Genomic DNA, 25,959 nt, shown 5'->3' with positions numbered 1-25,959 from the left:
GACATCCCATCAGACTCTGTGGAAAAGCACCGGCCCATACCCGGTTTTGCTTGGGTTTACGGCCGCCAAACCCTATATGCTCGGCATGGCAAGCACCGAAGACAGCACGCCCGGCACCGGGTCCGACAACGGCAAGAACCAGAACAGCTACGGCGCGGACTCGATCAAGGTCCTCAAGGGGCTGGACGCGGTCCGCAAGCGCCCCGGCATGTACATCGGCGACACCGACGACGGTTCGGGCCTGCACCACATGGTCTTCGAAGTCTCCGACAATGCCATCGACGAGGCACTGGCAGGTCACTGCGACCTCGTGCTGATCGAACTCAACGCCGACGGCTCGGTCTCGGTGGAAGACAACGGCCGCGGCATTCCCACCGGCATCCATGCCGAGGAAGGCGTCTCCGCCGCCGAAGTCATCATGACCCAGCTCCACGCGGGCGGGAAGTTCGAGAACACTTCGGACGACAATGCCTACAAGGTCTCCGGCGGCCTCCACGGCGTGGGCGTCTCGGTGGTCAACGCCCTGTCCGAATGGCTGGAACTCACGATCTGGCGCGAGGGCAAGGAACACTGGATGAAGTTCGCCCACGGCGATGCCGTGGCCCCGCTGGAAGTGCGCGGCGCAGCGCCGAAGGTCAGCGAGAACCCGGACGACAACGGTTTCAAGAAGGGCACCCGCGTGACCTTCCTGGCCTCGACCGAGACGTTCAAGAACGTCACGGAGTTCGATTTCGACAAGCTGGAACACCGCTACCGCGAACTGGCGTTCCTCAATTCGGGCGTACGCATCAAGCTGCGCGACAAGCGCCACGAGGAAGCCCTCGAGCACGACCTCTATTACGAGGGCGGCATCGGCGCCTTCGTGAAGTATCTCGACCGCAACAAGCAGGCGCTCATGCCCGAACCGATCGCGATCGGCGCGGACAAGGATGGCATCGGCATGGAAGTCGCGCTCGAATGGAACGATTCCTATTACGAGAACGTGCTGTGCTTCACCAACAACATCCCGCAGCGTGACGGCGGCACCCACCTCGCCGCTTTCCGCGCGGCGCTGACCCGCACGCTGAACGGCTATGCCGAGCGTTCGGGCCTGCTCAAGAAGGAAAAGGTCTCGCTTTCGGGCGAGGACATGCGCGAAGGGCTTACCGCGATCGTCTCGGTCAAGCTGCCCGATCCCAAGTTCTCATCGCAGACCAAGGACAAGCTGGTCTCCTCGGAAGTGCGCCAGCCGCTCGAAGCGCTGATGGCCGACAAGATGAGCGAATGGCTGGAGGAAAACCCCAGCCACGCCAAGACCATCATCCAGAAGGTGGTGGACGCCGCCGCCGCGCGCGAAGCCGCCAAGCGCGCCCGCGAACTGACCCGCCGCAAGGGCGCGATGGACATCGCCTCGCTGCCCGGCAAGCTGGCCGACTGCCAGGAACGCGATCCCAGCAAGTGCGAACTGTTCCTGGTCGAGGGTGACTCCGCAGGCGGCTCCGCCAAGCAGGGCCGCGACCGCAAGATCCAGGCGATCCTGCCGCTCAAGGGCAAGATCCTCAACGTCGAACGCGCACGGTTCGACCGCATCATTTCCTCGAAGGAAGTCGGCACGCTGATCCAGGCCATGGGCACGGGCATCCGCGACGATTTCAACCTGGAAAAGCTGCGCTACCACAAGATCGTCATCATGACCGACGCCGACGTCGACGGCGCGCATATCCGCACCCTGCTGCTGACGTTCTTCCACCGCCAGATGCCGGACATAATCCGTGCCGGGCACCTCTTCATCGCCCAGCCGCCGCTCTACAAGGTCGCCAAGGGCCGCAGCGAAGTCTACCTGAAGGACAATGCCGCGCTCGACCGCTATCTGGTCGAGGCCGGTCTTGCCGGACGCGTGCTCGAAACCGCGGGCGGCGCGCGCATGGGCAGCGACCTCGAAGCGCTGGTCGAACATGCGATCCGCATGCGCAACATCATGGCCTTCGTGCCGCGCCGCTTCGATCCGGTCATTATCGAAGCGCTGGCGATCGCCGGTGCGCTCGCCGCCGACCTCTCGCCCGCCGACCGCATGGCGGCGCTGAACCGTGCGGCCGAATGGCTGGATCGCGGCGATCCGGAAGCGAAGTGGACCGCGCGCCTGACCGAGGCAGGCAATCTTGAAGTCGAGCGCCTGTGGCGCGGCGTCACCGATCATCACAAGATCGAGGCCGGGTTCGTCGCCAGCGCCGAAGCCCGCAAGCTCGCCCGCCTCGCGTCCGAGAACACCGACGTCTACTCCGGCGCCGCCCGCCTCGTGCGCGCGGGAACCGAGGCGGTGGAAGTCGAAGCCGCCGAGAGCGACGACGATACGCCTGCAACCCGTCCGGTGGCCGGTGGCGACACGATCAGCCGCCCCTCACAGCTGCTCAACGCCGTACTCGCCACGGGGCGCAAGGGCCTGTCGATCCAGCGCTACAAGGGTCTGGGCGAAATGAATGCCGACCAGCTCTGGGAAACCACGCTGGACCCGGAAAACCGCGCGCTGCTGCAAGTGAAGGTCGAGGACGCCGATGTCACCGACGAAATCTTCACCCGCCTGATGGGCGACGTGGTCGAACCGCGCCGCGACTTCATCCAGGAAAATGCGCTGAACGTCGCCAACCTCGACGTCTGATGGAGCTTTCGGAAAACGGTTTCGCGAAAAGAAACCGTTTTCCTACAGCCCGGCATCCGACTTACTTGATTGGCCTTTTCCCTCAACCAAGGAGAGGCCGATGTTCCATCGCAAGCCGATTTTCGACGAAGTACGCCTGCTGCTCGGGCGTGGTTTCACGGCGCAGGAAGTCTCCAAACTCGACCGGGCGATCGATGCGGCGCTCGCCGCAACCGGCCCCGCCAGCGAAGGTGGTTTCGCGCTCGGTTCCGCAGGCCGGGCGCTGATCCGGAAATGGGAAGGCTGCGCCAGGCGCCGCGCCGACGGGCTTTTCGAGGCCTATCCCGACCCCGGCAGCAAGGATGGCAAACCGTGGACGATCGGCTGGGGCTCCACCGGGGCAGACATCGGATCGGGAACGGTCTGGACCCAGGCCCAGTGCGACGCCCGCTTCGATAGCGAGATCGTCCGCTATGTCCGCGAGGTCATCGCCGCGATCGGCGATGCCGCCACCTCACCCGGCCAGTTCGATGCGCTCGTCTCATTCTACTACAACACCGGCGCCATCGCCAAGGCCACGCTGACGAAACTGCACCGTCAAGGCCGCTTCACCGAAGCCACCGCCGAATTCGGCAAATGGATCTACAACGACGGGAAAGTGCTTGAGGGCCTGAAGCGTCGGCGCGCTGAAGAGGCCGCACTTTACGCGACCGGATAATCCCGAATAGGCCTTACTGCGTGATCGAGGGAACGCCGTCCTTGCGGGCGCCCTCGTTCACGTCGTCGCGGCTGCGCGGATTGGCGACGGCAGCCGAGATCAGGCGATCCTGCTCGACCGATGTAATCCGTTCCCAGCCCGCGCGGCCTAGCTTTTCCATCGGCCGGAAGCGCACCTTGTACTGCATGCGCGGCGCGCCTTCGACCCAATAGCCGAGATAGACGTAGGCCAGCTCCATTTCCGTGGCGCGGCGGATGTGGTCGAGAATGATGTAGGTGCCCAGCCCCTGACGCCCCTCGTGATGGGGATCGTAGAAGCTGTAGATCATCGACAGTCCGTCGCACTGGCGGTCGGTGAGGCAGGCCCCGACCAGTCGACCGGGAGTCACGCCGTCTTCCGAAGGCTCGCGATATTCGATCACGTAGCTGGTGACGGGGGTATGCTCGACCATGTCGGCGAAATCGACTTCATCCATCGAAGTCATCCCGCCTTCGGGATGGCGGACGGAGAGATAGCTCTGAAGCAGTTCGAACTGCTCGCTGGTGGACCAGGGGCGGCAGACCGTGGCAACGAGATCGCCGTTGCGCTTCAGCAGGCGCTTCTGCGTGCCGGAAGGCGTGAACTCATCGGCGACGACGCGAACCGAGACACAGGCATTGCAGTCGAGGCAGGAGGGGCGATAGGCGACGGTCTGGCTGCGGCGGAAGCCGATGCGGCCCAGCGCATCGTTGAGCGAATCGGCGTGAGGGCCCTTGAGCTCGGTAAAGACCTTCCGCTCGCTGCGACCCGGCAGATAGGGGCAGGGAGCCGGGCTGGTCACGAAGAACCGGGGAAAGCGAACGGGTGCCGTCACGGACGAAACTGATCCTCTAGCGTGATGGAAGTCCGCCGCGACGCCGGCGATGCCTCCTTGTTAGCCCTGAATATGCATAGCCGATGCGCCGGTTGAAAGCGTTTTAACCACGAAACCTGCCCCACCCGCCCCGGAATCGAGACCAATTGGGTGGTGAATCCACCCGGTTGTCCCGGATTGGTTCTTTCTCGCGTCCATAGGTTAGCAGATTGCGCGTGCGCAGTTAACGCCCGGACGTGCCTCCCCCTTCCCACCATGCGCCCCGATTCGCAATAAGGCGGCGGGAAGCCGATGCCGCCCGCCGCCTTATTGTAGACGAATTTTCGCGATTCGCAGGAGATGCTACTCGGTCTCGACCTGCTTCACTTCGTAACCCTCGCGCCGCAGCGCCGCCACGAGCGCGTCGAGCTGCTCCTTGTCGCGCGCCTCGCACTCGATCTCGGTGACAAGGCCCTTGGCCGGAAGATGGGTGAAGATGCGCTGGTGGAAGACCTCGATGATGTTCACGTTGTGCTCGTGGAACACCTTGGCCACCTTGAACAGCGCGCCCGCGCGGTCCTGAAGGCCGATCCGCAGGCGGGCGAGACGGCCGGAGCGGGCAAGGTCGCGCAGCAGCACGTTCGCCAACAGGCGGGTGTCGATATTGCCGCCCGACAGCACGATGCCGACCTTGCGCCCCGCGAACAGCTCGCGATTCGCCATGACCGCCGCGAGGCCGGTGGCGCCAGCACCCTCAACCAGCGTCTTCTCGATCTGGAGCAGCAGGGCGAGCGCGCTCTCGATGCCCGATTCGCTCACCAGCAGGAACTCGTCGAGCAGTTCGCGCAGCACCGAGGAGGTGAACTGCCCCGGCGAGAACACGGCGATGCCCTCGGCCAGAGTGTCCCCGCCGATCGGCAGGCTGGTGCCTTTCAGCAGGTTGTACATCGAGGGGTAGAGCTGCGCCTCGACGCCGACGAGGCGGATCTCCGGATTGATCGCCCGCGCCGCCGTGCCCATGCCGGTGGCGAGACCGCCGCCGCCGATCGGCAGCACCAGCGTATCGAGATCAGGCACGTCCTCCAGCATTTCCAGCGCGACGGTGCCCTGCCCCGCCGCGACATGCGGATGGTCGAAGGGATGGATGAAGGTCAGGCCCAGTTCGGTTTCGAGCTTGCGGGCATGGGCATAGGCCTCGTCGAAGCTCTCGCCCTCCAGCACGACTTTGCCGCCGACGCTCTCAGTCTGCATCACCTTCACCGTCGGCGTGGTGCGCGGCATCACGATCGTCACCGGCACGCCCAGACGGGTGCCGTGGTACGACAGGCCCTGCGCATGGTTCCCGGCCGAAGCGGCGATCACGCCGCGCGACTTGCGCTCCTCGTCGAGCAGCAACAGGGCATTGAGCGCGCCGCGCTCCTTGTAGGCGGCGGTGAACTGAAGGTTTTCGAACTTGAGCCAGATATCGGCGCCGGTGATCGCGCTGAGCGTGGTGGAATGGAGCGTCGGAGTACGGACGATCTTGCCAATAATGCGCTCCGCCGCCGCACGAACGTCTTCGGCAGTCAGCGTAGCCTCTTCGGGCTCCGCAGCGATCTTGAGCAATGGCTGTTCCATGGTGGCGCGCCTAAAGGAAAGCGTGCCGAATGGAAAGCCGCGCGTTAGGAAAAATTCCCGACACCGTTTAACGCTGTAATATTATTGTTTGAATTGGCCGCCGCGAAATCGGCTCTTGCCGTCGAATTGGCCGCCGACCGCGCCGGAACGAAAAGATTTCCCTGCCTCTTGCGGTTTGCTTTCGTGCAAAAAGCGCTAGAACGATTGCCATGAGCGAAAAACGCAAGGTTTCCTTCATCGGCCTGGGTGTCATGGGCGGCGCGATCGCGCGCCATATCGCGCTGGCCGGTCACGAACTCACTATCTTCAATCGCTCGCCGGAGCGGGCACACAAGTGGTCACAGGACAATCCGGGGCTTGCGCACCGCATCGCCGCGAATCCCGCCCACGCCGCGCAGGACGCCGATGTCGTCATTACTTGCGTCGGCAACGACGACGACCTTTCCGAAGTCGTGCTCGGCCCCAACGGCGTGTTCCGCATGCTCAAGAAGGGTGGCGTCTTCATCGACCATACGACGGTCTCGGCGCGCATCGCCCGCCAGATCTCGGTCGAGGCGCGGGACTTGCGCATCCACTGCGTCGATGCGCCGATGACCGGATCGCAGATCGGCGCCGAAAAGGGCACGCTCACCCTGATGTGCGGCGGCCGGGACGAGGCGATCGAGGCTGCGCATCCGGTGATGGAGGCCTATTCCAGCCGCATCGTCCACGTCGGCAAGGCGGGCTCCGGCCAGATCGCCAAGATGGCCAACCAGATCTGCATCGCCGGCAATGTTGCCGCGCTGGCTGAAGCGGTACGCTTCGCCCAGGCCTCGCACCTCGACATGGACAAGGTCTACGAGGCGATTTCCGGCGGCGCCGCCCAGTCCTGGCAAATGGACAACCGCTGGCAGACGATGAACGACGACCAGTTCGACTTCGGCTTCGCGATCGACTGGATGCGCAAGGACCTTGGCCTCAGCCTCGACGAAGGGCGAGGCCTTGGCGTCTCGCTGCCGGTCGCGGCGCTGATCGACCAGTTCTTCGCCGATATCCAGGCGCAGGGCGGCGGTCGCCTCGACACCAGTGCGATCATCAAGCGTCTCCCCAAGAAGGGCATCAAGTGAATTCCAGGACAGGCGCAGCTTTCGCGCTGCTGCTCGCTGCCACCGCCAGCCCCGCGCTGGCGCCTTACGCCTTGGCCGACGTGCTCGTGGACAATGTCGATGGCGTAACGGCGGACGGCAAGGGCGGCGTCGAACGCTTCGAGGGCTTCCTGATCGGCAACGACGGGCGCATCGCCGAAGTCTACAGGCACGGCGACAAGCGGCCCAAGAAGGTCGATTACCAAGTGGACGGCAAGGGCCGCGCGGTCGTGCCGGGGATGATCGACGCCCACGGCCACGTCATGGGCACCGGCTTCGCGAAGATGACGCTCGACCTGTCGATGGCCAAGACCCTCGACGAAGCGCTCTCGCGCATTTCCGCATGGGCCGCCGCCCATCCCGACGCGCCGTGGATTCTCGGCAGCGGCTGGAATCAGGTGCAGTGGGGGCTGGACCGTATGCCGACCGCCGCCGAACTCGACGGCGCGACCGGCGGCAAGCCTGCCTGGCTTACCCGCGTCGACGGCCATGCCGGTTGGGCAAATTCCGCCGCGATCTCCGCCGCCGGAGTCACCGCGGCGACCACGCCCCCACCCGGCGGCGAAATCCTGCGCGCCACGGGTACGAAGCAGCCCTCCGGCGTCTTCGTGGACGGCGCCATGGCGCTGATCGAGGCGAAGATGCCCAAGCCCCGCCCCGAGGATCGCGACACCGCGCTCGGCGAGGCGCAGCTCGCACTGCTGGCGCAGGGCGTCACCGCGATCGCCGACATGGGCACCTCGATCGAGGACTGGCAATCGATGCGCCGCGCCGCCGATGCCGGCCGGTTGCGCATCCGTATCGTCACTTATGCCGACGGCGTGGACAACATGACGCTGATCGGCGGCCCCCGCCCGACGCCGTGGCTCTACGACGATCATCTCAAGATGAACGGCGTGAAGCTCTATCTCGACGGTGCCCTCGGCTCGCGCGGGGCTTGGCTCAAGCAGCCTTACGCCGATGCACCGGACACCAAAGGCCTGTCGCGCATGAACGAAACCCAGCTCGGCAATCTCATGAGCCGCGCCGCGATGGACAACTTCCAGGTCGCGGTCCACGCCATCGGCGATCAGGCCAACGCCACCGTGCTCGCTTCGATCGAGGACCTCTCCGCCACCTACAAGGGCGATCGGCGCTGGCGCATCGAACATGCCCAGATCGTCGATCCGGCGGATATTCCGCGCTTCGGCAAGTTCGGCACGATCGCCTCGATGCAGCCGCAGCACGAAGCCTCGGACCGGACGATGGCCGAAGCCCGTCTCGGACCAAACCGCCTCGCCGGTGCCTATGCCTGGAAGTCGATCGCGGCGACCGGCGCAACGCTGGCCTTCGGTTCGGACACCCCGGTCGAACCGGCCCAGCCTTTCGTCGGCGTGGCCGTGGCGATCACCCGGCAGGGCGCGGACGGCCAGCCCTTCAACGGCTGGCAACCGCAGGAAGCGATCAGCCGCGAAGCCGCACTCAGCGCCTATACCACCGGCGCGGCCTACGCGATGTTCGCGGAGGACCGTCTCGGCCGCATCGCCAAGGGCTACCGCGCGGACTTCCTCTTCGTCGATACCGATCCGATGCTGGCCGCGCCCGACAAGCTGCGGGCGACCAGGGTGCTCGAAACTTGGATCGGCGGACAGATGGCCTGGTCGGCCGCCAAGGACCGCGTGATCCCGGCAAAGGACGTGCCCGCGGGCGCAACCGCAGCGGGTCGCTGATCCGGCTGTTTTGCCGCCCATCACCCGATCGAGGGGTTACGCCTCGGAGCGGAACGCCCTAAGAAAGCGGTTCGCCTCCCCGTATTTTCGCTTCCCGCCCGAAAGGCTCCGATGGAAGATCATTCCCAGGCATTCCTGCTGAACGACGGCTTCCTGCTGCTCGGAACGGCGCTTGCCTTCGTCCTGCTGTTTCGCCGTCTCGGCCTTGGCGCCACCCTGGGCTACCTGCTCGCGGGCGCCATTCTCGGGCCTTACGCCTTCGGCCTCGTCGGCGATGCGGAGAACAAGTTGGGGATCGCGGAACTGGGGATCACCCTGCTGCTGTTCATCGTCGGCCTCGAACTGGCGCCGCGGCGGCTGTGGCGGATGCGCAGCGAGATCTTCGGCCTCGGCTTCCTGCAAGTGACGCTCTGCGGCCTCGCGGTCTCGGCGGTGATCTTTTATTCCACCGGCTTCAGCGTCGCCGCCTCGCTCGCGCTCGGCCTGCCGCTGGGCCTGTCCTCGACCGCGCAGGTCCTGCCGATGCTCCAGAGCGCCGGTCGCCTGAACACCCCGTTCGGCGAGCGCTCCTTCGCGGTCCTGCTGTTCCAAGATCTCTCGATCATCCCACTGATCACGATCATCGCGGCGATGAACCGCAACCCGCACTTGCCGGAAGGCCCTCCGGGCTGGATCCTGGTGCTGGAGACCCTCGCCGCCATCGCCGGGCTTATCCTGGCCGGGCGCTTCGTGATCCGGCCGCTGTTCCGCCTGATCGGCAACCTGGGCGAGCGCGAGATGTTCGTCTTCGCGGCGCTGTTCACGGTGCTCGCTTCGGCGGCGCTGATGCAGTCGCTCGGCCTCTCGACCGCGCTGGGCGCTTTCATCGCCGGGGTCATGCTGGCCGACACCCCTTATCGCCACGAACTGGAGGCCGACGTCGAGCCGTTCCGTTCGATCCTGCTCGGCCTGTTCTTCATGTCGGTCGGCATGATGCTGGACCTCTCGGCCATCGCCGAGCGCCCGCTGTTCGTCGCCGCCATGGCGCTGGCGCTGATCGCCGTGAAGGCCTCGGTGATCTTCGGGCTCGGGCTGCTGTTCAAGATGAACTGGCGCAGCGCGCTGGCGCTCGGCCTGCTGCTGAGCCAGGGCGGCGAATTCGGCTTCGTGCTCTTCGCCCAGGCCCAGAACGCCTGGCTGATCGAGCCGCAGGCGGCCAGCCTGTTCAGCGCCATCGTCACGCTCTCGATGGTCACCACGCCGTTCCTGATGATGGCCACCGCGCGCATCCGCGAAATGCCGGTGAGCAAGGAAACCCGCGAAGGCCCGCGCAAGGACGGCGCCAGCGCGCTGGTTGTCGGCTACGGCCGCTTCGGCCAGACCGTGGCGCAAGTGCTGATCGCCGCCGAGATTCAGGTCACCCTGATCGACACCGATATCGAGATGATCGACGTCGCCAGCGGCTTCGGCGCGAAAGTCTGGTTCGGCGACGGCACCCGCATCGACCTGCTGCGACAGGCGGGCGCGGGCCATGCGCAGATGATCGTGTTCTGCATCGACGGCGACCAGCTTTCCGAAAGCTTCCTCCGGAACGTCCACGAGGCTTTCCCCGACGCCCGGATCGTCGCCCGCGTCTACGACCGCCGCGCGATGATCCGCCTGAAGGACGCGCCCGTCACTTTCATGGTCCGCGAAGTGATGGAATCGGCGGTCGTCATGGGCCGCGAGGCGCTGGAAGTCCTCGGCCTCTCCCTCGAACAGATCGACATTGCCGAGAACACCTATCGTTCCAGCGACAAGGAACGCCTGTCGATCCAGTACGAGACCGGCGACCTGCGCGCCGCCCGCGACCGCATCCTCACGCAGGACCTGCGCGACGCGCATTAAAAACGATCAAGGCACCGAATAACCCTCGAACCGCTTGATCCGGCGTAGCGAGAAACTTGTCCGCATCGAGGATACCCCCGGCAGCCGCGCCAGGCAGTCGCGGTGGATGCGGTCGTAATGATCGAGGTCGGAAGCCGCGACGCGCAGCTGATAGTCCGCCGCGCCCGACATCAGGTGGCATTCGAGGATATCGTCGAAATCGCCCACTGCGCGTTCGAAGCGCTCCATGGCCTCGCGGCTCTGGCTGGTCAGGGTAATCTCCACGAAGACCTCCACCGAGAGCCCCAGCCGCTTCGCATCCACCCTTGCGGCATAGCCGAGTATCAGGCCCTGCTCCTCCAGCGCCCGAATGCGGCGATGGCAGGCGGACGGCGAGAGATTCACCAGCGCGGCCAGGTCAGCGATCGATCGCGACGAGTCTGCCTGCAACGCTTCAAGAAGTGCGCGGTCCGCCCGGTCCATGGAAAATTCTCTTGTCGTTTGTTTCAAGAGTGGGAAATATTCCTGTTCCGCTTTCTGACAAGCCCCAATTCGGTGAAACTTTGCAGGAGCGCGGGTGTATCTCAACGGCAGAAAAGTTTTTGCGGAGTCGATAATATGCGTGTCGGTACGGTCAGGGAAATCAAGAACCACGAATACCGCGTCGGCCTGACGCCGGAGAGCGCCCGCGAACTGGTGGCGCATGGGCACGAAGTCTGGGTGGAAAGCGGCGCGGGCCTCGGCATCGGCGCCAGCGATGCCGACTATACCCGCCAGGGTGCCAAGATCGTCGCCACCGCGAAGGACGTGTTCGACGGCTGCGAGATGGTGGTGAAAGTCAAGGAGCCGCAAACCGGCGAACGCGCCATGCTGCGCGAGGGCCAGATCCTCTACACTTACCTGCACCTCGCGCCCGATCCCGAGCAGACCGCCGACCTCGTGAAATCGGGCGTCACCGCCATCGCCTATGAGACCGTGACCGGCCCCGGCGGCCAGCTTCCGCTGCTCAAGCCGATGAGCCAGGTCGCGGGCCGCATGTCGATCCAGGCCGGTGCCACCGCGCTGGAGAAGGCCCACGGCGGCCGCGGCGTGCTGCTGGGCGGCGTTCCCGGCGTGATGCCGGGCAAAGTCGCGGTGATCGGCGGCGGCGTGGTCGGCTTCAACGCCGCGCAGATGGCGGTCGGCCTCGGCGCCGACGTGACCATTCTCGACCGCAGCCCCGACGTGCTCGAACGCCTCGGCATCCATTTCGAGGCGCGCGCCAAGACCCGCTTCTCCAGCACCGCCAACCTCGCCGAGAGCGTGGCCGAGGCCGACCTCGTGATCGGTGCGGTGCTGATCCCCGGCGCCGCCGCGCCCAAGCTGGTGACACGCGAGATGCTCGGCACGATGAAGGCCGGTGCGGTCCTGGTGGACGTCGCCATCGACCAGGGCGGCTGCTTCGAAACCAGCCATGCCACCACCCATGCCGAGCCGACTTTCGTGGTCGACGGCATCGTCCACTACTGCGTCGCCAACATGCCCGGCGCGGTGGCCCGCACCAGCACGTATGCGCTGAACAACGTGACCCTGCCGCATGCGCTGGCAATCGCCAACCTTGGCTGGAAGGCGGCGCTCAAGGCGGACCCGCACCTTTCGAACGGCCTCAACGTCCATGCCGGAAAGTTGACTTACGAGGCGGTCGCCACCGAGCTTGGCTACGATTACGTGCCGGTCAGCGACGTGCTGGGCTGAGTTTTCGCGAAGAAGATCGTCACCCTGAACTCGTTTCAGGGTGACGTTGTGGATAGCTATTCGGCCCCGTCCCAGAAGGGCGCGGCCACCTCCGGCGGTACCCGCATCAGCCGCTGGGAGGCGATCTCGACCATCGCCCAAGTCGTTTTTGCGGAAACAAGAATCTTGCCCGCCGCATTGCGGAAATCCACCCGGCGCACGAACCGCGCGCCGGTCGGGCCTTCGGGAATGAAGGTCGCCCCGGTCACGCTTTCGCCCTCGCGGATATTGCCGCGATAGTCGATCTCGTGGCGGGTCACGACCCAGGCGTACTTCGCCTGATGCTCAGGGAGCGCCACCGCTTCCCAATGCGCGGTGGCCATGGCCTCCATCCATTGCACCCAGACCGCATTGTTGACGTGGCCCATGACGTCGATGTCATGGGCCTGTGCCGTGAAGGTCAGGGTAAACGGCGGTTTCACTCGGTGACGCCGAGTTGCCAGAGGATGAAGGCGAATTCCTCCGCCGTTTCCTTCAGGCTCTCGAACCGGCCCGACTTGCCGCCGTGACCGGCGCCCATGTTGGTCTTGAGGATCAGTTCGTTGTCGTCGGTCTTCAGCTCACGCAGCTTGGCGACCCACTTGGCGGGCTCCCAATACGTCACGCGCGGGTCGTTGAGCCCCGCCGTCACCATGAGCGGCGGATAGGCCTGGGCCTTGACCTGATCGTAAGGCGAATAGCTCTGGATCAGCTCGAAGGCGGCCTTGTCCTCGATGGGATTGCCCCACTCCGGCCATTCGCCCGGCGTCAGCGGCAGCGTGTCGTCGAGCATGGTGCTGAGCACGTCCACGAAGGGCACATGCGCCACGACCGCGCCGAACAGTTCGGGATCGGAGTTGACCACCGCGCCCATCAGTTCGCCGCCCGCCGAGCCGCCCGAGATCGAGATCCTCCCCGCCTCGGTGAAGCCGCGCTCGATCAGACCCTTCGCGACATCGACGAAGTCGTTGAAGGTATTGGTCCGCTGCTCCAGCTTGCCCGCCTTGTACCAGGCGCGGCCCAGATCGTCGCCGCCGCGGATATGGGCGATGGCATAAGCGAAACCGCGATCGACGAGGCTGAGCCGCGTGGTCGAGAAACCGGGATCGATGGAAATGCCGTAAGCGCCGTAAGCATAGAGATGGAGCGGCCCCGCTCCCTCCCGGTCGCGCCGATAGACGATCGAGACCGGGATCATGGTGCCGTCGCGCGCGGCGATTTCCAGCCGCTCGCTGGCATAGAGCGTGGCATCGTAGCCCGAGGGGATTTCCTGGACCTTGAGCACCTCCATCGTGCGCGCCGCCACGTCGTAGTCGATGACCGACGAAGGGCTGACCATCGATTCGTAGGTCAGGCGCAGCACGTCCATGTGCCATTCGGGGTTGTTCGAAAGGCCCGCCGAATAGCTGGCTTCCGGGAACGTGATCGGCTCCACGCGGGCGGGATCGTCGTAGTAGCGCACCTCGATCTGGTCGAGCCCGGCGCCGTGCCCCACCAGCTTGCGGCCTTCGGTCACGTAGAAGTCACGGAACAGGTCGGCGCCGGTCAGATAGAAGGCGTCGGTCCCCGCGATCAGCGTCGTCCATGCGCCGGGGTTGTCCAGCGGGGCGGTGGCGAAGCGGAAGTTCTCGTGGGTGTCGTTGGTGTGGATGTAGAGCACGCCATCGCGCTCATCGACATCATATTCCACGCCCTTCTGGCGTGCCTTCACGAGAATCTGCTCGCCCAGCGGATCGCTGGCGAGGACCATGCGGCATTCGCTGGTCTCGTGATCGCTGGTGCCGATCAGCAGCCACTTCTCGTTGGAGGAGAGCGAGGAACCGACGCGGAAGCCCTCGTCGTCCTCGTGATAGAGTTCGACGTCGTTTTCGAGCGGCTGCCCCAGCCAGTGCAGGCGGGCATTGTCGGTGCGCCACTGCTCGTTGGCGAGCGAATAGACGAGGCCCTTGTCGCCTGCGACCCAAACCAGACCGGACAGCGTGCCGGGAATCTCGTCCGGCAGCAGCTCGCCGGTCGCCAGCACCTTGATGCGGACGGTGAAGCGTTCGGAGCCGTTGTCGTCCACCGAATAGGCGAGCAGCTTGCCGTCGTTGCTGGTCGCGATGGCGCCGAGGTTGAAGTATTCCTTGCCCTCGGCCAGCGCCACTTCGTCGAGGATCAGCTCGTCAGGGCCGCCAGCGACGGGCTTGCGCCACCACTTCTTGTATTCGGCGCCTTCCTCGAACTCGATCCAGTAGAGCCAGTCGCCGTCCTTCTGCGGCACCGACTTGTCGGCTTCCTTGATGCGCGCGCGCATTTCCGTGAACAGCGCGTCGGTCCGCGCCTTCTGCCCTGCCATGCGCGCCTCGAACCAGCGGTTTTCCGCTTCGAGGTGATCCAGCACGGCCTTGTCGGTGACTTCGGGATAACCGGCGTCGCGCAGCCAGGCGTAGTCGTCTTCGACGGTGATGCCGTGGTGGGTGAAGGCGTGCGACTTCTTCGCTGCCTGTGGAGGACCGGAAAGGGTCTGGGTGGAATCTGCCATGAGCACCATCTATGTTGCGCACATGACCCCCGCAAGCCGGATACCCTTCCCATGTTGATGAATACCCATGAAGCGCGCCTCGATGCCCTGCGCCAGGAACTGAAATCGCGCGGCCTCGACGGCTTCGTGATTCCGATCTCGGACGAGCACATGAGCGAATATGTCGGCGCCTATGCGCAGCGCCTGGCCTGGCTGACCGGCTTCGGCGGCTCGGCCGGGACCGCCGTGGTGCTGACCGATCCCACGCTCTCGCCCGCCGCCGCGATGTTCGTGGACGGGCGCTATACCCTGCAAGTGCGCGAGCAGGTGGACGGCCAGTTCTACGCTTACGAAAGCGTGCCGCAGACCAGCCCCGCGCTCTGGCTGGGCGAGAACGCCCCCAAGGGAGCGAAGATCGGCTACGACGCCTGGCTCCACGGCTCGAAGTGGGCGGAGGCTGCAAGCGCCGCGCTCGCCCGCAATGGCGGCACGCTCGTCGCGGTGGACGGCAATCCGATCGACGCGGTCTGGGCCGACCAGCCCGAACCCTCGGCCGACCCGGCGCTCGTCCATGACGATGCCCTCGCGGGCGAGACCGGCAAGGCCAAGCGCGCCGCCGTTTCCGAATGGCTGACCGCGCGCGGACTGGACGCCACGGTGGTCTCGGCGCTCGATTCGATCGCCTGGCTGCTCAACGTACGCGGCACCGACGTGAAGCGCACGCCCGTGACCCTGTCCTACGTCGTCGCCCATGCCGACGGTACCGCCGATTTCTACATCGCCGACGAGAAGGTGACCCCCGAGCTGCGCCAACACCTCGGCAATGCCGTGCGTATCCAGCCGCGCGATGCCTTCGTCGCGGGCCTCGGCAAGCTGGCGGGCAAGCGCGTCGCGGTCGATCCCGACAATGCCGTGGCCGCGGTGTTCGAAACCCTGCGCGCGGCGGGCGCCACCATCGTCGAGGAGCGCGATCCCACGATCCTGCCCAAGGCGGTGAAGAACCCGGTCGAGCAGCAGGGCCAGCGCAAGGCCCAGGCGATCGACGGCGTGGCAGTGACGCGCTTCCTCCACTGGCTCTCGCTCGAAGGCCCCAAGGGCGAAGTGACCGAGTTGAGCGCAGCGGCGAAGCTGCTCGAATTCCGCCAGCTTTGCGGCGACTTGCGCGACCTTTCGTTCGACACGATCTCGGGCGCGGGTCCCAACGGCGCCAGCCCGCACTACAGCGTCAGCGAGGATTCGAGCCTAACCCTGGCACCGGAGAGCGTCTATCTCTTCGATTCCGGCGGTCAGTATCCTTACGGCACCACCGACATCACCCGCACCGTCTGGATCGGCAACGGAGAGCCCTTCGCCGAAGTGAAGGACCGCTTCACCCGCGTGCTCAAGGGCACAATGGCCATCGACCGCGCGGTGTTCCCCAAGGGCACCAACGGCGGCCAGCTCGACGTGCTGGCACGCCAGTTCCTGTGGCAGGTCGGTCTAGACTATGCCCACGGCACCGGCCACGGCGTAGGCAGCTTCCTCTCGGTCCACGAAGGGCCGCAGCGCATCGGCAAGCCCGCAGGCAGCCAGTCGGGCACCTCGCAGGAACTGCTCGCGGGCATGATCCTCAGCGACGAGCCGGGCTACTACAAGGCAGGCGAATACGGCATCCGCATCGAGAACCTCGTGCTGGTCGAACCGCGCGCATTCGCGGGGGCGGACGGCGAATACTTCGGCTTCGAGACCCTCACCCTCGCGCCGATCGAACGCCGCCTCGTCGATACCGGCCTGCTCACGCGGGACGAAGTGACGTGGTGGAACGCCTATCACGCCAAGGTGCTTGATGTGATCGGCCCGCAGCTCGACGGCGACGTGAAGAGTTGGCTCGAAGAGCAGTGCCGCCCTCTCTGATATTGTGAGCCTGCAAACGCAGGCGTAGCATCCTCCCGGCGGCAGGCCCGCCGGGAGGAGTCGCGCGATGACGCAGGCAGTCCACGATCTCAGGACCCATCCGGTCCACCTTGGCCTCGGCGCGGTGGCCGAGGCACAGCCTGCCTTTACCGGCATGGAATGGTACGCCGCCTACTCCGCGCGTACCGCTGGAGACGGCGCCGAAGGCCGCCTCGTCTCGATGTACGATTTCGCGGAAAGCTGGGACAGCTGGGAGATGCACCCGGCGGGCGACGAACTTGTCGTCTGCCTCTCCGGCGCCATGACGCTGCATCAGGAACGCGCGGACGGCAGCACCCGCACCGTCACCATCGGCCCCGGCGAATATGCGATCAATCCGCCCGGCGCCTGGCACACCGCCGATGTCGAAGGCCCCGTCACCGCCCTGTTCATTACGGCGGGCGAGGGAACCCAGCATCGCCCGCGATGATTTAAGACAGACTTGCCCCGTGCTGAATGAATCACCGGGGCTGTGACAATTGGCGACAATAAACCCGCAAGGCGGCACAACTGCGCGACAAGCGGCGATTAGACCGGGCATTAGAAAGCCGCGGGGCGTTTCTTCCCCCTCCCTTCCCCGCCCCACGGCTTTCGCCGATTTCGCCAAGAAAAGAGAGCCATGAGGATGAACCGCTTCAGCAAGGTAACCATCGGCATTTCCGCCGTCGCCCTGGCGATCGGCGGCGCGGCTTGCGCGCAAAGCCCCGCGGCGGCGCCCGAACGCGACCGCGACCGTACCGAGACCCGCGGCGAGGCAGAAGCCCGCGCCGAGGCGATGTTCGCACGCCTCGATGTCAACCGGGACGGCAAGCTCGACCGTGCCGACCGCGAAGCCCGCCGCCAGCAGATGCGCGAGGCCCTGTTCGACCGGCTCGACACCAACAAGGACGGCTCGATCTCCAAGGCCGAATTCTTGGCCAATCGCGGCCCCGAAGGCGATCGCGGCCCGCGTCCTGATGGTGACGGGCCGGACGGTGATCGTCCGGGCGACATGCCCCCGCCGCCTCCGGGCGCGGAAGGCGCCATGCCGCCCCCGCCTCCCGGTGGCCCCGAAATGGACCAGCCGGGCCGCGACCACCCTGAACGCCACGGCCCCCGCCACGGCATGAAAGGCCCGATGATGGGCTTCGGAAAGGCCGATGCCGATGGTGATCGCAGCGTCACCAAGGCCGAATTCGTCGCCGCCGCGCTCCAGCGCTTCGATGCGATGGACGGCAACAGGGACGGCAAGGTCACGCCCGAGGAACGCCGCGCCGCGCATGAGAAGATGCGCGCCGAATGGAAGGCCCGGAAGGGTGAACGGGGTGGACCTGACGCACAGCCACCTGCAAAGAACTGACGGCACGCCTTTGAAAGCGGTCGGAAAAGGACTCGAATGAACGACATCTCGCCCGCCCGCATCCTGCTGGTCGACGACGAAGCTGCACTCCGCGAGCCCCTGGCCGACTATCTGTCGCGCCAGGGGTTTGCCGTCACCCCAGCCAACAGCGCCGCCGAGGCCCGCAGCAAGCTGCAGGGCGAGAAGCCCGACCTCGTCCTGCTCGACATCATGATGCCTGGCGAGGACGGCCTCTCGCTCTGCCGCCATCTGGTGGAAGCGCAGGACATCCCGGTGATCTTCCTGACCGCGCGCGGCGAGGCGACCGACCGCATCGTCGGCCTGGAGATCGGCGCCGACGACTACGTGGTGAAGCCCTTCGAGCCGCGTGAACTGGTCGCCCGCATCCGCTCGGTGCTGCGCCGCGCCAATCGCGTTCCCGCGCAGGCGCCCGAGAACGAGGCCTTCGCCTTCGAGGGCTGGCTGCTCGACCCGCTCAAGCGCCGCCTGTCCGATGCCGAGGGCGCGACCGTGCCGATCTCCTCGGTGGAGTTCCGCCTGCTCATGGCCTTCCTCGAACATCCCCGTCAGGTGCTCAACCGCGACCGCCTGCTCGACATGGTGCAGGGCCGCGAGGCGCATCTGTTCGACCGCGCGGTGGACAACCAGGTCAGCCGCCTGCGCCGCAAGATCGAAGTCGATTCGCGCAATCCGCAGCTGATCCAGACGGTCTGGGGCGGCGGCTACATGCTGGCCACCGATGTCCGGCGCGTGCCGCTGGAAGCGGACTGATCGGAACGCCCCGATGTCGAGCCTGAAGATGCCGCGTCCCCACAGCCTGATGGGCCAGATGCTGCTCGCGGTGGCTGTCGCGCTCATGCTCGTGCAGGGCCTCGGCGCGTTCTTCGTCTACCGCGCCCAGCGCGAGGGCTACGAGGCGAGCATGCTCAATGCCTCGGCCTTCCGCCTCATCATGGAGACGCGCGGCCCCCGCGCCCTGGGCCGCCACCGGGACGGACAGCGCGACGGCCCCCGCGTGCCGCTCTCCGGGCCGCCGCCCAAGGGCTATCACCTCGAATACAGCACCCGTTCGCCCGCCGCCCCCGGCGAGACCCGCGACGGGGAGGCCGAAGCGGGCCTTACCAAGATTCTCACCGACCAGGAGTTCCCGGTGCGCGAGATCGTCGTGGTGCACCGCGATGTCGCGCGCGACCGCGTCGCCCGCCGCAATGCCCTCGACCGCGCCGCCGACTACGGCCTCTCGCACGAGGATACCGAGCGGCTGATGCGCTCCAACCTGCTCGTCGTCGGCGTCCGCACCGACGAGAACGGCAGCTGGATCATCTCGCGCGTGCGCGCGCCGCGTCCGGAAAACGTGCTACTCACCCCGATCGTGGTCCAGACGCTGCTGATCTACGTCGTGGTCATGGCCGCCGTCGCGCTGATCCTGCGCCGCATCACCCGGCCGCTCGCCGCGCTGACCCGCCGCCTCGAACGCTTTGCCGCGAAGCAGGATATCGAAGGCCAGCTGGCACCCTCCGGCCCCGAGGACATGCAGCACCTGATCCTGGCCCACAACGCCATGGAAGCCCGCATCGCCGCCCTGCTCGACGAAAAGAACGTCATGCTCGGCGCTATCGGACACGACCTCAAGACCCCGCTCGCCGCCTTGCGCGTCCGCATCGAATCGGTCTCGGACGACGGTGAACGCGCCCGCATGGCCATGACCATCGAGGATATCGTCCATACCCTCGACGACATCCTCTCGCTCGCCCGCGTCGGCCGTCCGAGCGATCCGCTCGAACGCACCGAGCTTTCCGCGCTGATGTTCTCGGTGATCGAGGAATACGAGGACATGGGCGAACCGGTCGAAGTCGGCGAGACCGAACGCATCGCCCTCGAACTGCGCCCGACCTGGATACGACGCGCCTTGCGCAACCTCATCGGCAACGCCCTGCGCTACGGCGAGCGCGCCCGCGTCTCGCTCTCGCGCGAGGATGGACAGGCGGTCATCCTGATCGAGGACGACGGTCCCGGCATTCCCGACGACGAGATCGACGCGATGATGAACCCCTTCACCCGCGGCGACCCCTCGCGCAACAGCGCCACGGGCGGTGCCGGACTGGGCCTCGCGCTTGCCCGCGCCATCGCCGACCAGCACGGCGGGGCGCTGGTGCTGTCCAACCGGGCTTCGGCGGATGGCACCGTCGAGGGCCTGACGGCGCGTCTGGAACTGCCGGTCGCTTAAGCCTCCTGCTCCACGGTTCGTGAAGCGCCATTGCTGGGACGTAGCCGCGATGCCAGTCCCCCCAGCGAACGGGTGATGAGGGCGTTCTCAGCCATCCACGCATGATACTCGCGGTACTTGGCATCTTCGGCGAGCAGGTGCGCTTCCTCGGTGCGCGCGCGCCAGTAGTAGATCGCGCTCACCACCCCCAGCAGCACGGTGTTGCGCACCATGTCGGTCAGCGCATGGCTGGTGACGAGGAAAGGCAAAGTCGAGGTCCACCAGAACAGGTTCTTCGACAGATAGGCCGGGTGCCGGGTGAAGCGGTAGGGGCCGTTCGTCAGCACCCCGCGATAGGTGAGATTGGAAAAGCGCAGACCGAAAGCGAACGTCGCCCAGGCATAGACGGCGGTGAGGAACACCATCAACGCCGCCCAGAACCACAGCAGCGCCGTGTGGCCTTGCAGCCAGTAGGACCAGCCCGGCGTATTGACCTCGTAGCCCAGCACGTCGGCGCGGCCCATCGTCCCCCAGACGAAGGGCGGATAACACATGAGCGCCGCCACCCAGCCCGCCAGCAGGGGATTGCCGCTGCGGATATGGGCGTCGAGCGGGCGGAAGGTGAAGATATAGCCGACGGTGCCGATCTGCACGTCGATCAGGAACAGCAGCGCGATCACCGTCGAGGCCAGCGGCACCGGATCGTGGAGCATCGCGCCGAAATTCGCCTCCACCACTTGTGCGAAGCCGGCGGGCAGGATCGAGATCATGAAGGCGCCGAAGAAGGCCTTGATCGTCCAGGCGCGGCCGTGCTTCTTCACCGCATCCGCGTCCCAAGCCTCGCGGCCGATCAGCAGGGCACCGAAGTGCCAGGCTTGGTCGCGCGGCTCGATCAGTTTGCGGTCCAGCCAGAACACATAGGGAATCGACAGCAGGAAGACCGGCAGCGCCGCCGCGCCGATCACTTCCATCGCGAACAGATACTGGCCGTCCCAGTACCAGCGACCGATGCAGTAGAACGCCCCGATCAGCGCCCAGGTCGCCCAGAGGCCCGCGAGCTTGGTGATGGAGAGGTCGAGCGTTTCCGAAAACGGACGGCGCAGGCTCCAGTCGATGCCGGTGGAGGGCCGCAGGTGGACCTTGTCCACAAGGACGGACCACAGCGCCATGGCCGTGCCGGTCACGAACAGCGTGGCGACCGAGGCGTAAGGCCCGCTCATCGGCGCATGGGGTCCGGGAAGCGCGAAGGCCTCGGAGATCGAGGCCCAGTTGCGGCAGAGCAGCAACCAGCCCAGCAGTGCCGCAAGTCCGGCAAGACCGACGCCCACCGAGACATCGCTGGCGGGCCGGATTTTCGCGGGATTCGGGGCGCTGCTCATGCGCCCCGAACTACCCGGAATTGGTTAAGAGGTCCGAAATACTGGCGTATCTCGACGGACAAGGCTCAGCGGAACGCCGAAATCCGGCCCGAATCGTCCAGCAGGTAAAGCGTCTGGTTCGCCACGACCGGTGCGAGCGAGATCGGATCCTTCACTTCGACGAACGGCGTCAGCGTGCCGGTGGCCGGATCGACGGTGCCCAGTTCGCCGCGCGAATTGCCGACCCAGAGCTTGCCGCCCGCGAGCACCGGACCGACCCAGAAGATCGGACCCTTGCGCTTCTTCGCGTTCTGGTAGCGCGCCAGCTGCGTCAGCCAGCGGACCTTGCCGGTATTGCGGGCGATGGCGAGGATTTCGGCATGGTCGTCGAGCGTGAAGACCCAGTCTCCCACCACCATCGGCGTCGAGATGCCGGCGAGGTTGAGTTCCCAGATGCGCTGGCCGGTGATCAGTTCGTAAGCCGCCATGCGGCCGCCCTGGCCCAGCGCATAGACGCGGCCCTGGTCGATGATGGGATCGGCGTCGACGTCGGTGAGGCTGCCCACTTCGGTCGAGATCGAGGTGCGCGACAGGGCGTCCGACCAGACCTGACGGCCGTTCTCGTAGCGATAGGCCACGAGTTCACCCGAGGAATAACCGGCGATGACCGTGCCCTGCCCGGCCGCCGGAGCGGCAACGCCGAACACGCCCGCCTGCGACAGCGAGGCCGATTCGTTCCACAGCACGTTGCCGTCCGCGGCGTTGAGCGCGAAGATCTGGTTGTCCTGCGTCATCACGTAGACGGAATTGAAGCCGATCGTCGGCGAACCGCGCAGCGGGCCGCCGGGCTTCTTGGTCCAGATCTGGCTGCCGTCCGCCGCCTTGAGCGCGGCGACTTCGCCAAGTCCGGTGGTGACGTAGAGGTTGCCGCCGTCGTAGCTGACACCGCCGCCGAAAATCGAATTCTCGGTCTTGCCCGAAACCGAGAAATTCTTGGTCCAGAGCGAACCGCCGGTCTTGGCGTCGAAAGCGTGGACGACGCCGTCGGTGTCCATCACGAAGAGTTTGCCGTCGGCTACGACCGGCGCGGCGGCAAGACGGGCGCGGTTGGTGGAACCGGCGATCTGCGCGGTCCAGACGCGGCTCGGGTGATCGGCCAGCGCCAGGTGGCCGTAGGACTTCGCAGCATTGCCGCCGGCCTGTGCCCACTCGCTGTTCTCATGCTGCGGCGGCAGGATCACCGAGACGGCTTCCTGCGTCGGATCGACCTTGGCGCCGCTCTCGATGCGCGAAAGGATCGGCACGCGCTCGCCCACTGTCGGAGTCTTGGGGCCCTTGCTGTTCGACTTGCAGCCGGAAAGACCGGCGACAAGCGCCAGCGCGATCAGCGAAACGACGCCTGCACGGCCGAAAATATGTTTCTTCTCAACCACGTTCATTCTCCGGCAGCAGGCGCGGGCTGCGCACTGGCCTTGGCCTTACCAAGCGGCTCGCCGCGTTCGTCCACCACGTCGTCGATCGCATCGACGCCCAGCACGGCGGCAAGCTGGCGGGCGCGGCTGCGCAGACCCGCCTCGACCTGCTCGTCCTTGGCGATGGCGGCGAACAGCGGACCGGCCTGGTCCTGCTTGTTCATCTTGATATAGGCCATGCCGACCAGTTCACCGGCCACGCCGAACCAGGGATTGCCCGGCGCGGCATAAGGCTTGAGGCGGGAAACCACGTCTTCCGGCTTCATGGCGTCGAAGTTGGCGGCAACACCGCGCACGGCGGCGAGATCGCGCAGCGGCTGCGGCGCTTTGGCGTCGTTCGCCACTTCGTCGTAGAGCTTGACCGCATCGGGCACGCGCTTCTGCTCGGCGGCAATGCCCGCCAGCATCAGCTTGGCCGAGATCGGGCTGCCACCTGTGCCCTTGGCGAGCGCTTCGAGCTTGCCCTTGGCGGCATCGAGGTTGCCCGCCTTCATGCTGTCGATCGCCTGGACGTAAGCCTCGGCATCGGCATTGCGCTGCTCGTTCTGGCGGTGGTTCCAGTAGAGCCAGCCGCCGAAGGCCGCGAGCGCCAGAACCACGGCCGCGATCACGGGCTTGCCGTAGCGGGTGAAGAAGCCTTCCATCTGGTCCTGCCGCAGGGCGTCGTCCACCTCGCGCAGGAAAACGTCCTGCTGCGCGGCGAGTCGCTCGGCAGACTTGGGATTGGTCGGATTGCTGTTGGAAGGAGGCAGAGCCAAGTTTCGGGCGCTTTCTGCGGAAAATCGGAAATGGTTGCCGGGGTGTTTAGCGAATGACCACGGCTTTTCAACGGGGATGATCGCTGCACCCCATGTAGTGAAGCCTTGCTGAATGATGTCGGCGTGTCAAATCAGGCGTTCTTGCCCCAATGCCTCGCCGTAAGTGCGGCTATAGGCGGCCAGCATCGCTCCCTCGTCGTAATGGCTGCGCGCGAAAGCCCGGTTGGCGGCGCCCAGGCGCGCGCGAAGGCCGTCGTCGCCCGCCAGCCGCGCCAGCGTCGCGGCCAGTGCCGCCTCGTCTCCGGGCGGGGTGATAAGCGCCCGGTTTTCCACCGATACCATCTGCGCCACGTCGCCCACGGCAGGCGCGGCCACCGGCAGGGCCGCCGCCATCGCCTCGACCACCGAGATCGGGAACTGCTCGCTGTCGGACGAAAGCGCGAAAACATCGAACAGACCGACCGCGTGGGAAGGGTCGGCCACGAATCCGGGCAAGTGCACGCGGTCCGCCACGCCGTGCTCCGCCGCCGCTGCCGCGATGGCCGCCCGCTCCGGACCTTCGCCGAGGATGACCAGCCGCCAAGGCTCGGGCAAACCCGCAAAGGCGCGCACCAGCCGGGGCAGGTTCTTCACCGGCCTGAGGCCCGCCAGGGTACCGACCCAGCGCTCCCCCGGCTGCTTGACCAGTCCCGGCAGCATGTCCGGCCGGGGGCGGTCGAGATAGGCGCTGCAATCGATGCCGTTGGTGATGAGCCGCACCCGCTCGCGCGGCTGTCGCCATGCGGTGAGCGCGATCTCCTCCAGCCGCTGCGAGGGCACGACGAGCGCCGAGGCCCGCCGCAGCGCCATGCGGCGAAAGCGGTTGCGCGCAGGCTTGAGGCCTTTGGCCTCGTCCTCGTTGAAGCCGTCCTCGTGATGGACCAGCGGCGGCAGGCCGAGCAGCCCGCCGAACAGGCCATGCGCCATGACCGCGTCCATCGCCCCCCAATTGTAAGTGAGCACGAGGTCGAAATCGGCCATGGCCTGGGCAATTCGCCAGAGCCGACCGGGCGTCGGCCGTCCCTGAAGGCCGGGGAAGTCCTCGGGAAATTCCACCGGCAGCCCCGGATCGAGCAGCGCGGCAGCGCCATGGGCACCGGGCTGGGCCGAGACGACTGCATGGCTAATCCGGTGACCGAACAGGTTCATCAGCCGCACCGCGCGCAGTTCCTTGCCGCCCGCCGCGAAACTGGAATGGAGGTGGAGAATGCGCAAGGCGGTGGTGCTCAGGCGGCGCGGGCCAGCAGCCGCTCGATCGCGGCGACGGATTCGGGTTCGTCCAGCGTCGGGGCATGGCCGACATCGTCCAACGTTACTGCCTCGGCGCCGGGCAGGCGGCGCAGCATCTTGTCCAGCGTCGCGGCGGAAAGCAGGTCGGAGAGCGCCCCGCGCAGCACGAGCACCGGCCGCCCCGCCAGCGCTTCCCAGGCAGGCCAGAGATCGGGCTGGTCGTCGACGTCGTAGCCCAGGAACGGCTCGGCGATCTTCATGTCGTAGTCGAAGACCACGCGCCCGGCATTGGAAACGGTCATCAGGCGCTTGGCCCGGCCGATCCAGAAATCCAGCGGCTTGCCGGGATGGGCCTCGCTCTGGTTGTCCTCCAGCGCACGGGCGGCATGGACCCAGGTGGGATAGCTGCGCCCCTGCCCCACGTAGTCCTTGATCCGCTCCACCCCGGCGGGTTCGAGGAACGGCCCGACGTCGTTGATGACCGCGGCCACGATCCGGTCCGGGATCATCGTGGCCAGCCCCATCGTCATCAGCCCGCCCAGCGAAGTGCCGATGGCGATGAAGCGGTCGATCTTTTCCTGCTCCAGCAGTTCCAGCAGGTCCTCGCCGTACTGGACCGGGTTGTAACTGGCCGAATCGCGGGCATATTCGCTGTCGCCGCGACCGCGCATGTCCGGGCAGATTACCCGCCAGCGCGGCGAGAGACGCTCGGCCAGGACATCGAAATCGCGGGCATTGCGGGTCAGGCCATGGAGGCAGACGATCGGCGGACGTTCCTCCGATTCACCGGGATAATCCCGAAAGTGCAGCTTCAACCCATCCCGGCTCGACCAGAACCGATCCTCGAATACCGTCATGCCGAAGCCGCGACCTCATCTTGTGGCCCGGCTTGATCGACGGGCATCGGATCG

At 66.2% G+C, this 25,959-nt stretch carries 21 protein-coding genes; 11 read left to right on the top strand and 10 right to left on the bottom strand.

Annotated features, from left to right (window positions below; genetic code table 11):
• Window positions 1-85 precede the first annotated feature (85 nt).
• Together gyrB and AC4D6D_RS03830 are read left to right on the top strand one after the other, a co-directional pair.
• Entirely contained in the window at window positions 86-2,635 is a 2,550-nt protein-coding gene (gene gyrB, locus AC4D6D_RS03835) for a DNA topoisomerase (ATP-hydrolyzing) subunit B (RefSeq protein WP_491326575.1), read from the top strand.
• 100 nt (window positions 2,636-2,735) lie between these two features.
• Window positions 2,736-3,332, top strand: a complete 597-nt coding sequence (locus AC4D6D_RS03830) for a lysozyme (RefSeq protein ID WP_491326574.1) — start codon at window positions 2,736-2,738, stop codon at window positions 3,330-3,332.
• A gap of 13 nt (window positions 3,333-3,345) precedes the next feature.
• On the opposite strand, the gene AC4D6D_RS03825 is transcribed toward AC4D6D_RS03830, so the two are convergent.
• On the bottom strand, window positions 3,346-4,185 hold the full coding sequence (locus AC4D6D_RS03825; RefSeq protein WP_491326573.1) for an arginyltransferase: 840 nt from the start codon (window positions 4,183-4,185) through the stop codon (window positions 3,346-3,348).
• Window positions 4,186-4,527: 342 nt separating this feature from the next.
• Window positions 4,528-5,781 (bottom strand): threonine ammonia-lyase, encoded by a 1,254-nt coding sequence (locus AC4D6D_RS03820; protein ID WP_491326572.1) that lies wholly within the window; start codon window positions 5,779-5,781, stop codon window positions 4,528-4,530.
• A gap of 209 nt (window positions 5,782-5,990) precedes the next feature.
• On the opposite strand from AC4D6D_RS03820, the gene AC4D6D_RS03815 reads away from it, so the two are divergent.
• From AC4D6D_RS03815 to AC4D6D_RS03805, 3 genes are all read left to right on the top strand, one after another.
• Complete coding sequence (locus tag AC4D6D_RS03815) at window positions 5,991-6,887, top strand: NAD(P)-dependent oxidoreductase (protein ID WP_147216698.1); 897 nt, start codon at window positions 5,991-5,993, stop codon at window positions 6,885-6,887.
• Window positions 6,884-8,614, top strand: coding sequence for an amidohydrolase (locus AC4D6D_RS03810; RefSeq protein WP_491326571.1), 1,731 nt, complete (start codon window positions 6,884-6,886; stop codon window positions 8,612-8,614). Before AC4D6D_RS03815 ends, AC4D6D_RS03810 begins: the two co-directional genes overlap by 4 nt.
• A gap of 111 nt (window positions 8,615-8,725) precedes the next feature.
• Entirely contained in the window at window positions 8,726-10,480 is a 1,755-nt protein-coding gene (locus tag AC4D6D_RS03805) for a cation:proton antiporter domain-containing protein (protein WP_491326570.1), read from the top strand.
• Window positions 10,481-10,486: 6 nt separating this feature from the next.
• On the opposite strand, the gene AC4D6D_RS03800 is transcribed toward AC4D6D_RS03805, so the two are convergent.
• Window positions 10,487-10,942, bottom strand: coding sequence for an Lrp/AsnC family transcriptional regulator (locus tag AC4D6D_RS03800; protein ID WP_491326569.1), 456 nt, complete (start codon window positions 10,940-10,942; stop codon window positions 10,487-10,489).
• Between the two features lie 135 nt (window positions 10,943-11,077).
• Between AC4D6D_RS03800 and ald the strand changes: the two genes are divergently transcribed.
• Window positions 11,078-12,193 (top strand): alanine dehydrogenase, encoded by a 1,116-nt coding sequence (ald, locus tag AC4D6D_RS03795; protein WP_491326568.1) that lies wholly within the window; start codon window positions 11,078-11,080, stop codon window positions 12,191-12,193.
• Window positions 12,194-12,249: 56 nt separating this feature from the next.
• Here the strand turns inward: ald and AC4D6D_RS03790 are convergent, their stop codons facing one another.
• The gene (locus tag AC4D6D_RS03790) at window positions 12,250-12,600 is read right to left on the bottom strand and encodes an acyl-CoA thioesterase (protein ID WP_491327192.1); all 351 of its coding nucleotides are present in this window, start codon (window positions 12,598-12,600) and stop codon (window positions 12,250-12,252) included.
• Between the two features lie 50 nt (window positions 12,601-12,650).
• Complete coding sequence (locus tag AC4D6D_RS03785; RefSeq protein ID WP_491326567.1) at window positions 12,651-14,735, bottom strand: S9 family peptidase; 2,085 nt, start codon at window positions 14,733-14,735, stop codon at window positions 12,651-12,653.
• Between the two features lie 51 nt (window positions 14,736-14,786).
• Here AC4D6D_RS03785 and AC4D6D_RS03780 point away from each other — a divergent pair, with 51 nt between their 5' ends.
• The 5 genes from AC4D6D_RS03780 to AC4D6D_RS03760 all read left to right on the top strand — a co-directional run bounded on the left by AC4D6D_RS03780 (window position 14,787) and on the right by AC4D6D_RS03760 (window position 20,212).
• The gene (locus AC4D6D_RS03780) at window positions 14,787-16,607 is read left to right on the top strand and encodes an aminopeptidase P family protein (protein WP_491326566.1); all 1,821 of its coding nucleotides are present in this window, start codon (window positions 14,787-14,789) and stop codon (window positions 16,605-16,607) included.
• 67 nt (window positions 16,608-16,674) lie between these two features.
• The gene (locus AC4D6D_RS03775) at window positions 16,675-17,076 is read left to right on the top strand and encodes a cupin domain-containing protein (RefSeq protein ID WP_491326565.1); all 402 of its coding nucleotides are present in this window, start codon (window positions 16,675-16,677) and stop codon (window positions 17,074-17,076) included.
• A gap of 195 nt (window positions 17,077-17,271) precedes the next feature.
• Window positions 17,272-17,985, top strand: a complete 714-nt coding sequence (locus AC4D6D_RS03770) for an EF-hand domain-containing protein (protein ID WP_491326564.1) — start codon at window positions 17,272-17,274, stop codon at window positions 17,983-17,985.
• A gap of 36 nt (window positions 17,986-18,021) precedes the next feature.
• Window positions 18,022-18,756, top strand: coding sequence for a response regulator (locus AC4D6D_RS03765; protein ID WP_491326563.1), 735 nt, complete (start codon window positions 18,022-18,024; stop codon window positions 18,754-18,756).
• 13 nt (window positions 18,757-18,769) lie between these two features.
• The gene (locus AC4D6D_RS03760) at window positions 18,770-20,212 is read left to right on the top strand and encodes an ATP-binding protein (protein WP_491326562.1); all 1,443 of its coding nucleotides are present in this window, start codon (window positions 18,770-18,772) and stop codon (window positions 20,210-20,212) included.
• On the opposite strand, the gene AC4D6D_RS03755 is transcribed toward AC4D6D_RS03760, so the two are convergent.
• The 5 genes from AC4D6D_RS03755 to AC4D6D_RS03735 form a co-directional block, all read right to left on the bottom strand.
• Entirely contained in the window at window positions 20,209-21,570 is a 1,362-nt protein-coding gene (locus AC4D6D_RS03755) for a methyltransferase family protein (RefSeq protein WP_491326561.1), read from the bottom strand. The genes AC4D6D_RS03760 and AC4D6D_RS03755 overlap by 4 nt on opposite strands.
• A gap of 65 nt (window positions 21,571-21,635) precedes the next feature.
• Complete coding sequence (locus AC4D6D_RS03750; RefSeq protein WP_491326560.1) at window positions 21,636-22,988, bottom strand: outer membrane protein assembly factor BamB family protein; 1,353 nt, start codon at window positions 22,986-22,988, stop codon at window positions 21,636-21,638.
• Window positions 22,985-23,779, bottom strand: coding sequence for a tetratricopeptide repeat protein (locus AC4D6D_RS03745; RefSeq protein ID WP_491326559.1), 795 nt, complete (start codon window positions 23,777-23,779; stop codon window positions 22,985-22,987). Before AC4D6D_RS03745 ends, AC4D6D_RS03750 begins: the two co-directional genes overlap by 4 nt.
• A gap of 126 nt (window positions 23,780-23,905) precedes the next feature.
• Complete coding sequence (locus tag AC4D6D_RS03740) at window positions 23,906-25,033, bottom strand: glycosyltransferase (RefSeq protein WP_491326558.1); 1,128 nt, start codon at window positions 25,031-25,033, stop codon at window positions 23,906-23,908.
• A gap of 11 nt (window positions 25,034-25,044) precedes the next feature.
• Window positions 25,045-25,905, bottom strand: a complete 861-nt coding sequence (locus tag AC4D6D_RS03735; RefSeq protein WP_491326557.1) for an alpha/beta fold hydrolase — start codon at window positions 25,903-25,905, stop codon at window positions 25,045-25,047.
• Window positions 25,906-25,959 lie beyond the last annotated feature (54 nt).

Source organism: Novosphingobium sp. BF6 (assembly GCF_058273105.1).
The sequence above is the reverse complement of the archived record's forward strand: the minus strand, read 5'-3'. Positions and strand labels throughout refer to the sequence as shown.

Bases quoted from the DNA above. Each gene is read 5' to 3' on its own strand.
- AC4D6D_RS03750 (WP_491326560.1), bottom strand. From the start codon at position 22,988: ATGAACGTGGTTGAGAAGAAACATATTTTCGGCCGTGCAGGCGTCGTT.
- AC4D6D_RS03760 (WP_491326562.1), top strand. From the start codon at position 18,770: ATGTCGAGCCTGAAGATGCCGCGTCCCCACAGCCTGATGGGCCAGATG.
- AC4D6D_RS03765 (WP_491326563.1), top strand. From the start codon at position 18,022: ATGAACGACATCTCGCCCGCCCGCATCCTGCTGGTCGACGACGAAGCT.
- AC4D6D_RS03785 (WP_491326567.1), bottom strand. From the start codon at position 14,735: ATGGCAGATTCCACCCAGACCCTTTCCGGTCCTCCACAGGCAGCGAAG.
- AC4D6D_RS03780 (WP_491326566.1), top strand. From the start codon at position 14,787: ATGTTGATGAATACCCATGAAGCGCGCCTCGATGCCCTGCGCCAGGAA.
- AC4D6D_RS03775 (WP_491326565.1), top strand. From the start codon at position 16,675: ATGACGCAGGCAGTCCACGATCTCAGGACCCATCCGGTCCACCTTGGC.
- ald (WP_491326568.1), top strand. From the start codon at position 11,078: ATGCGTGTCGGTACGGTCAGGGAAATCAAGAACCACGAATACCGCGTC.
- AC4D6D_RS03820 (WP_491326572.1), bottom strand. From the start codon at position 5,781: ATGGAACAGCCATTGCTCAAGATCGCTGCGGAGCCCGAAGAGGCTACG.
- AC4D6D_RS03800 (WP_491326569.1), bottom strand. From the start codon at position 10,942: ATGGACCGGGCGGACCGCGCACTTCTTGAAGCGTTGCAGGCAGACTCG.
- AC4D6D_RS03755 (WP_491326561.1), bottom strand. From the start codon at position 21,570: ATGAGCAGCGCCCCGAATCCCGCGAAAATCCGGCCCGCCAGCGATGTC.
- AC4D6D_RS03735 (WP_491326557.1), bottom strand. From the start codon at position 25,905: ATGACGGTATTCGAGGATCGGTTCTGGTCGAGCCGGGATGGGTTGAAG.
- AC4D6D_RS03830 (WP_491326574.1), top strand. From the start codon at position 2,736: ATGTTCCATCGCAAGCCGATTTTCGACGAAGTACGCCTGCTGCTCGGG.
- gyrB (WP_491326575.1), top strand. From the start codon at position 86: ATGGCAAGCACCGAAGACAGCACGCCCGGCACCGGGTCCGACAACGGC.
- AC4D6D_RS03790 (WP_491327192.1), bottom strand. From the start codon at position 12,600: ATGGGCCACGTCAACAATGCGGTCTGGGTGCAATGGATGGAGGCCATG.
- AC4D6D_RS03770 (WP_491326564.1), top strand. From the start codon at position 17,272: ATGAACCGCTTCAGCAAGGTAACCATCGGCATTTCCGCCGTCGCCCTG.
- AC4D6D_RS03805 (WP_491326570.1), top strand. From the start codon at position 8,726: ATGGAAGATCATTCCCAGGCATTCCTGCTGAACGACGGCTTCCTGCTG.
- AC4D6D_RS03815 (WP_147216698.1), top strand. From the start codon at position 5,991: ATGAGCGAAAAACGCAAGGTTTCCTTCATCGGCCTGGGTGTCATGGGC.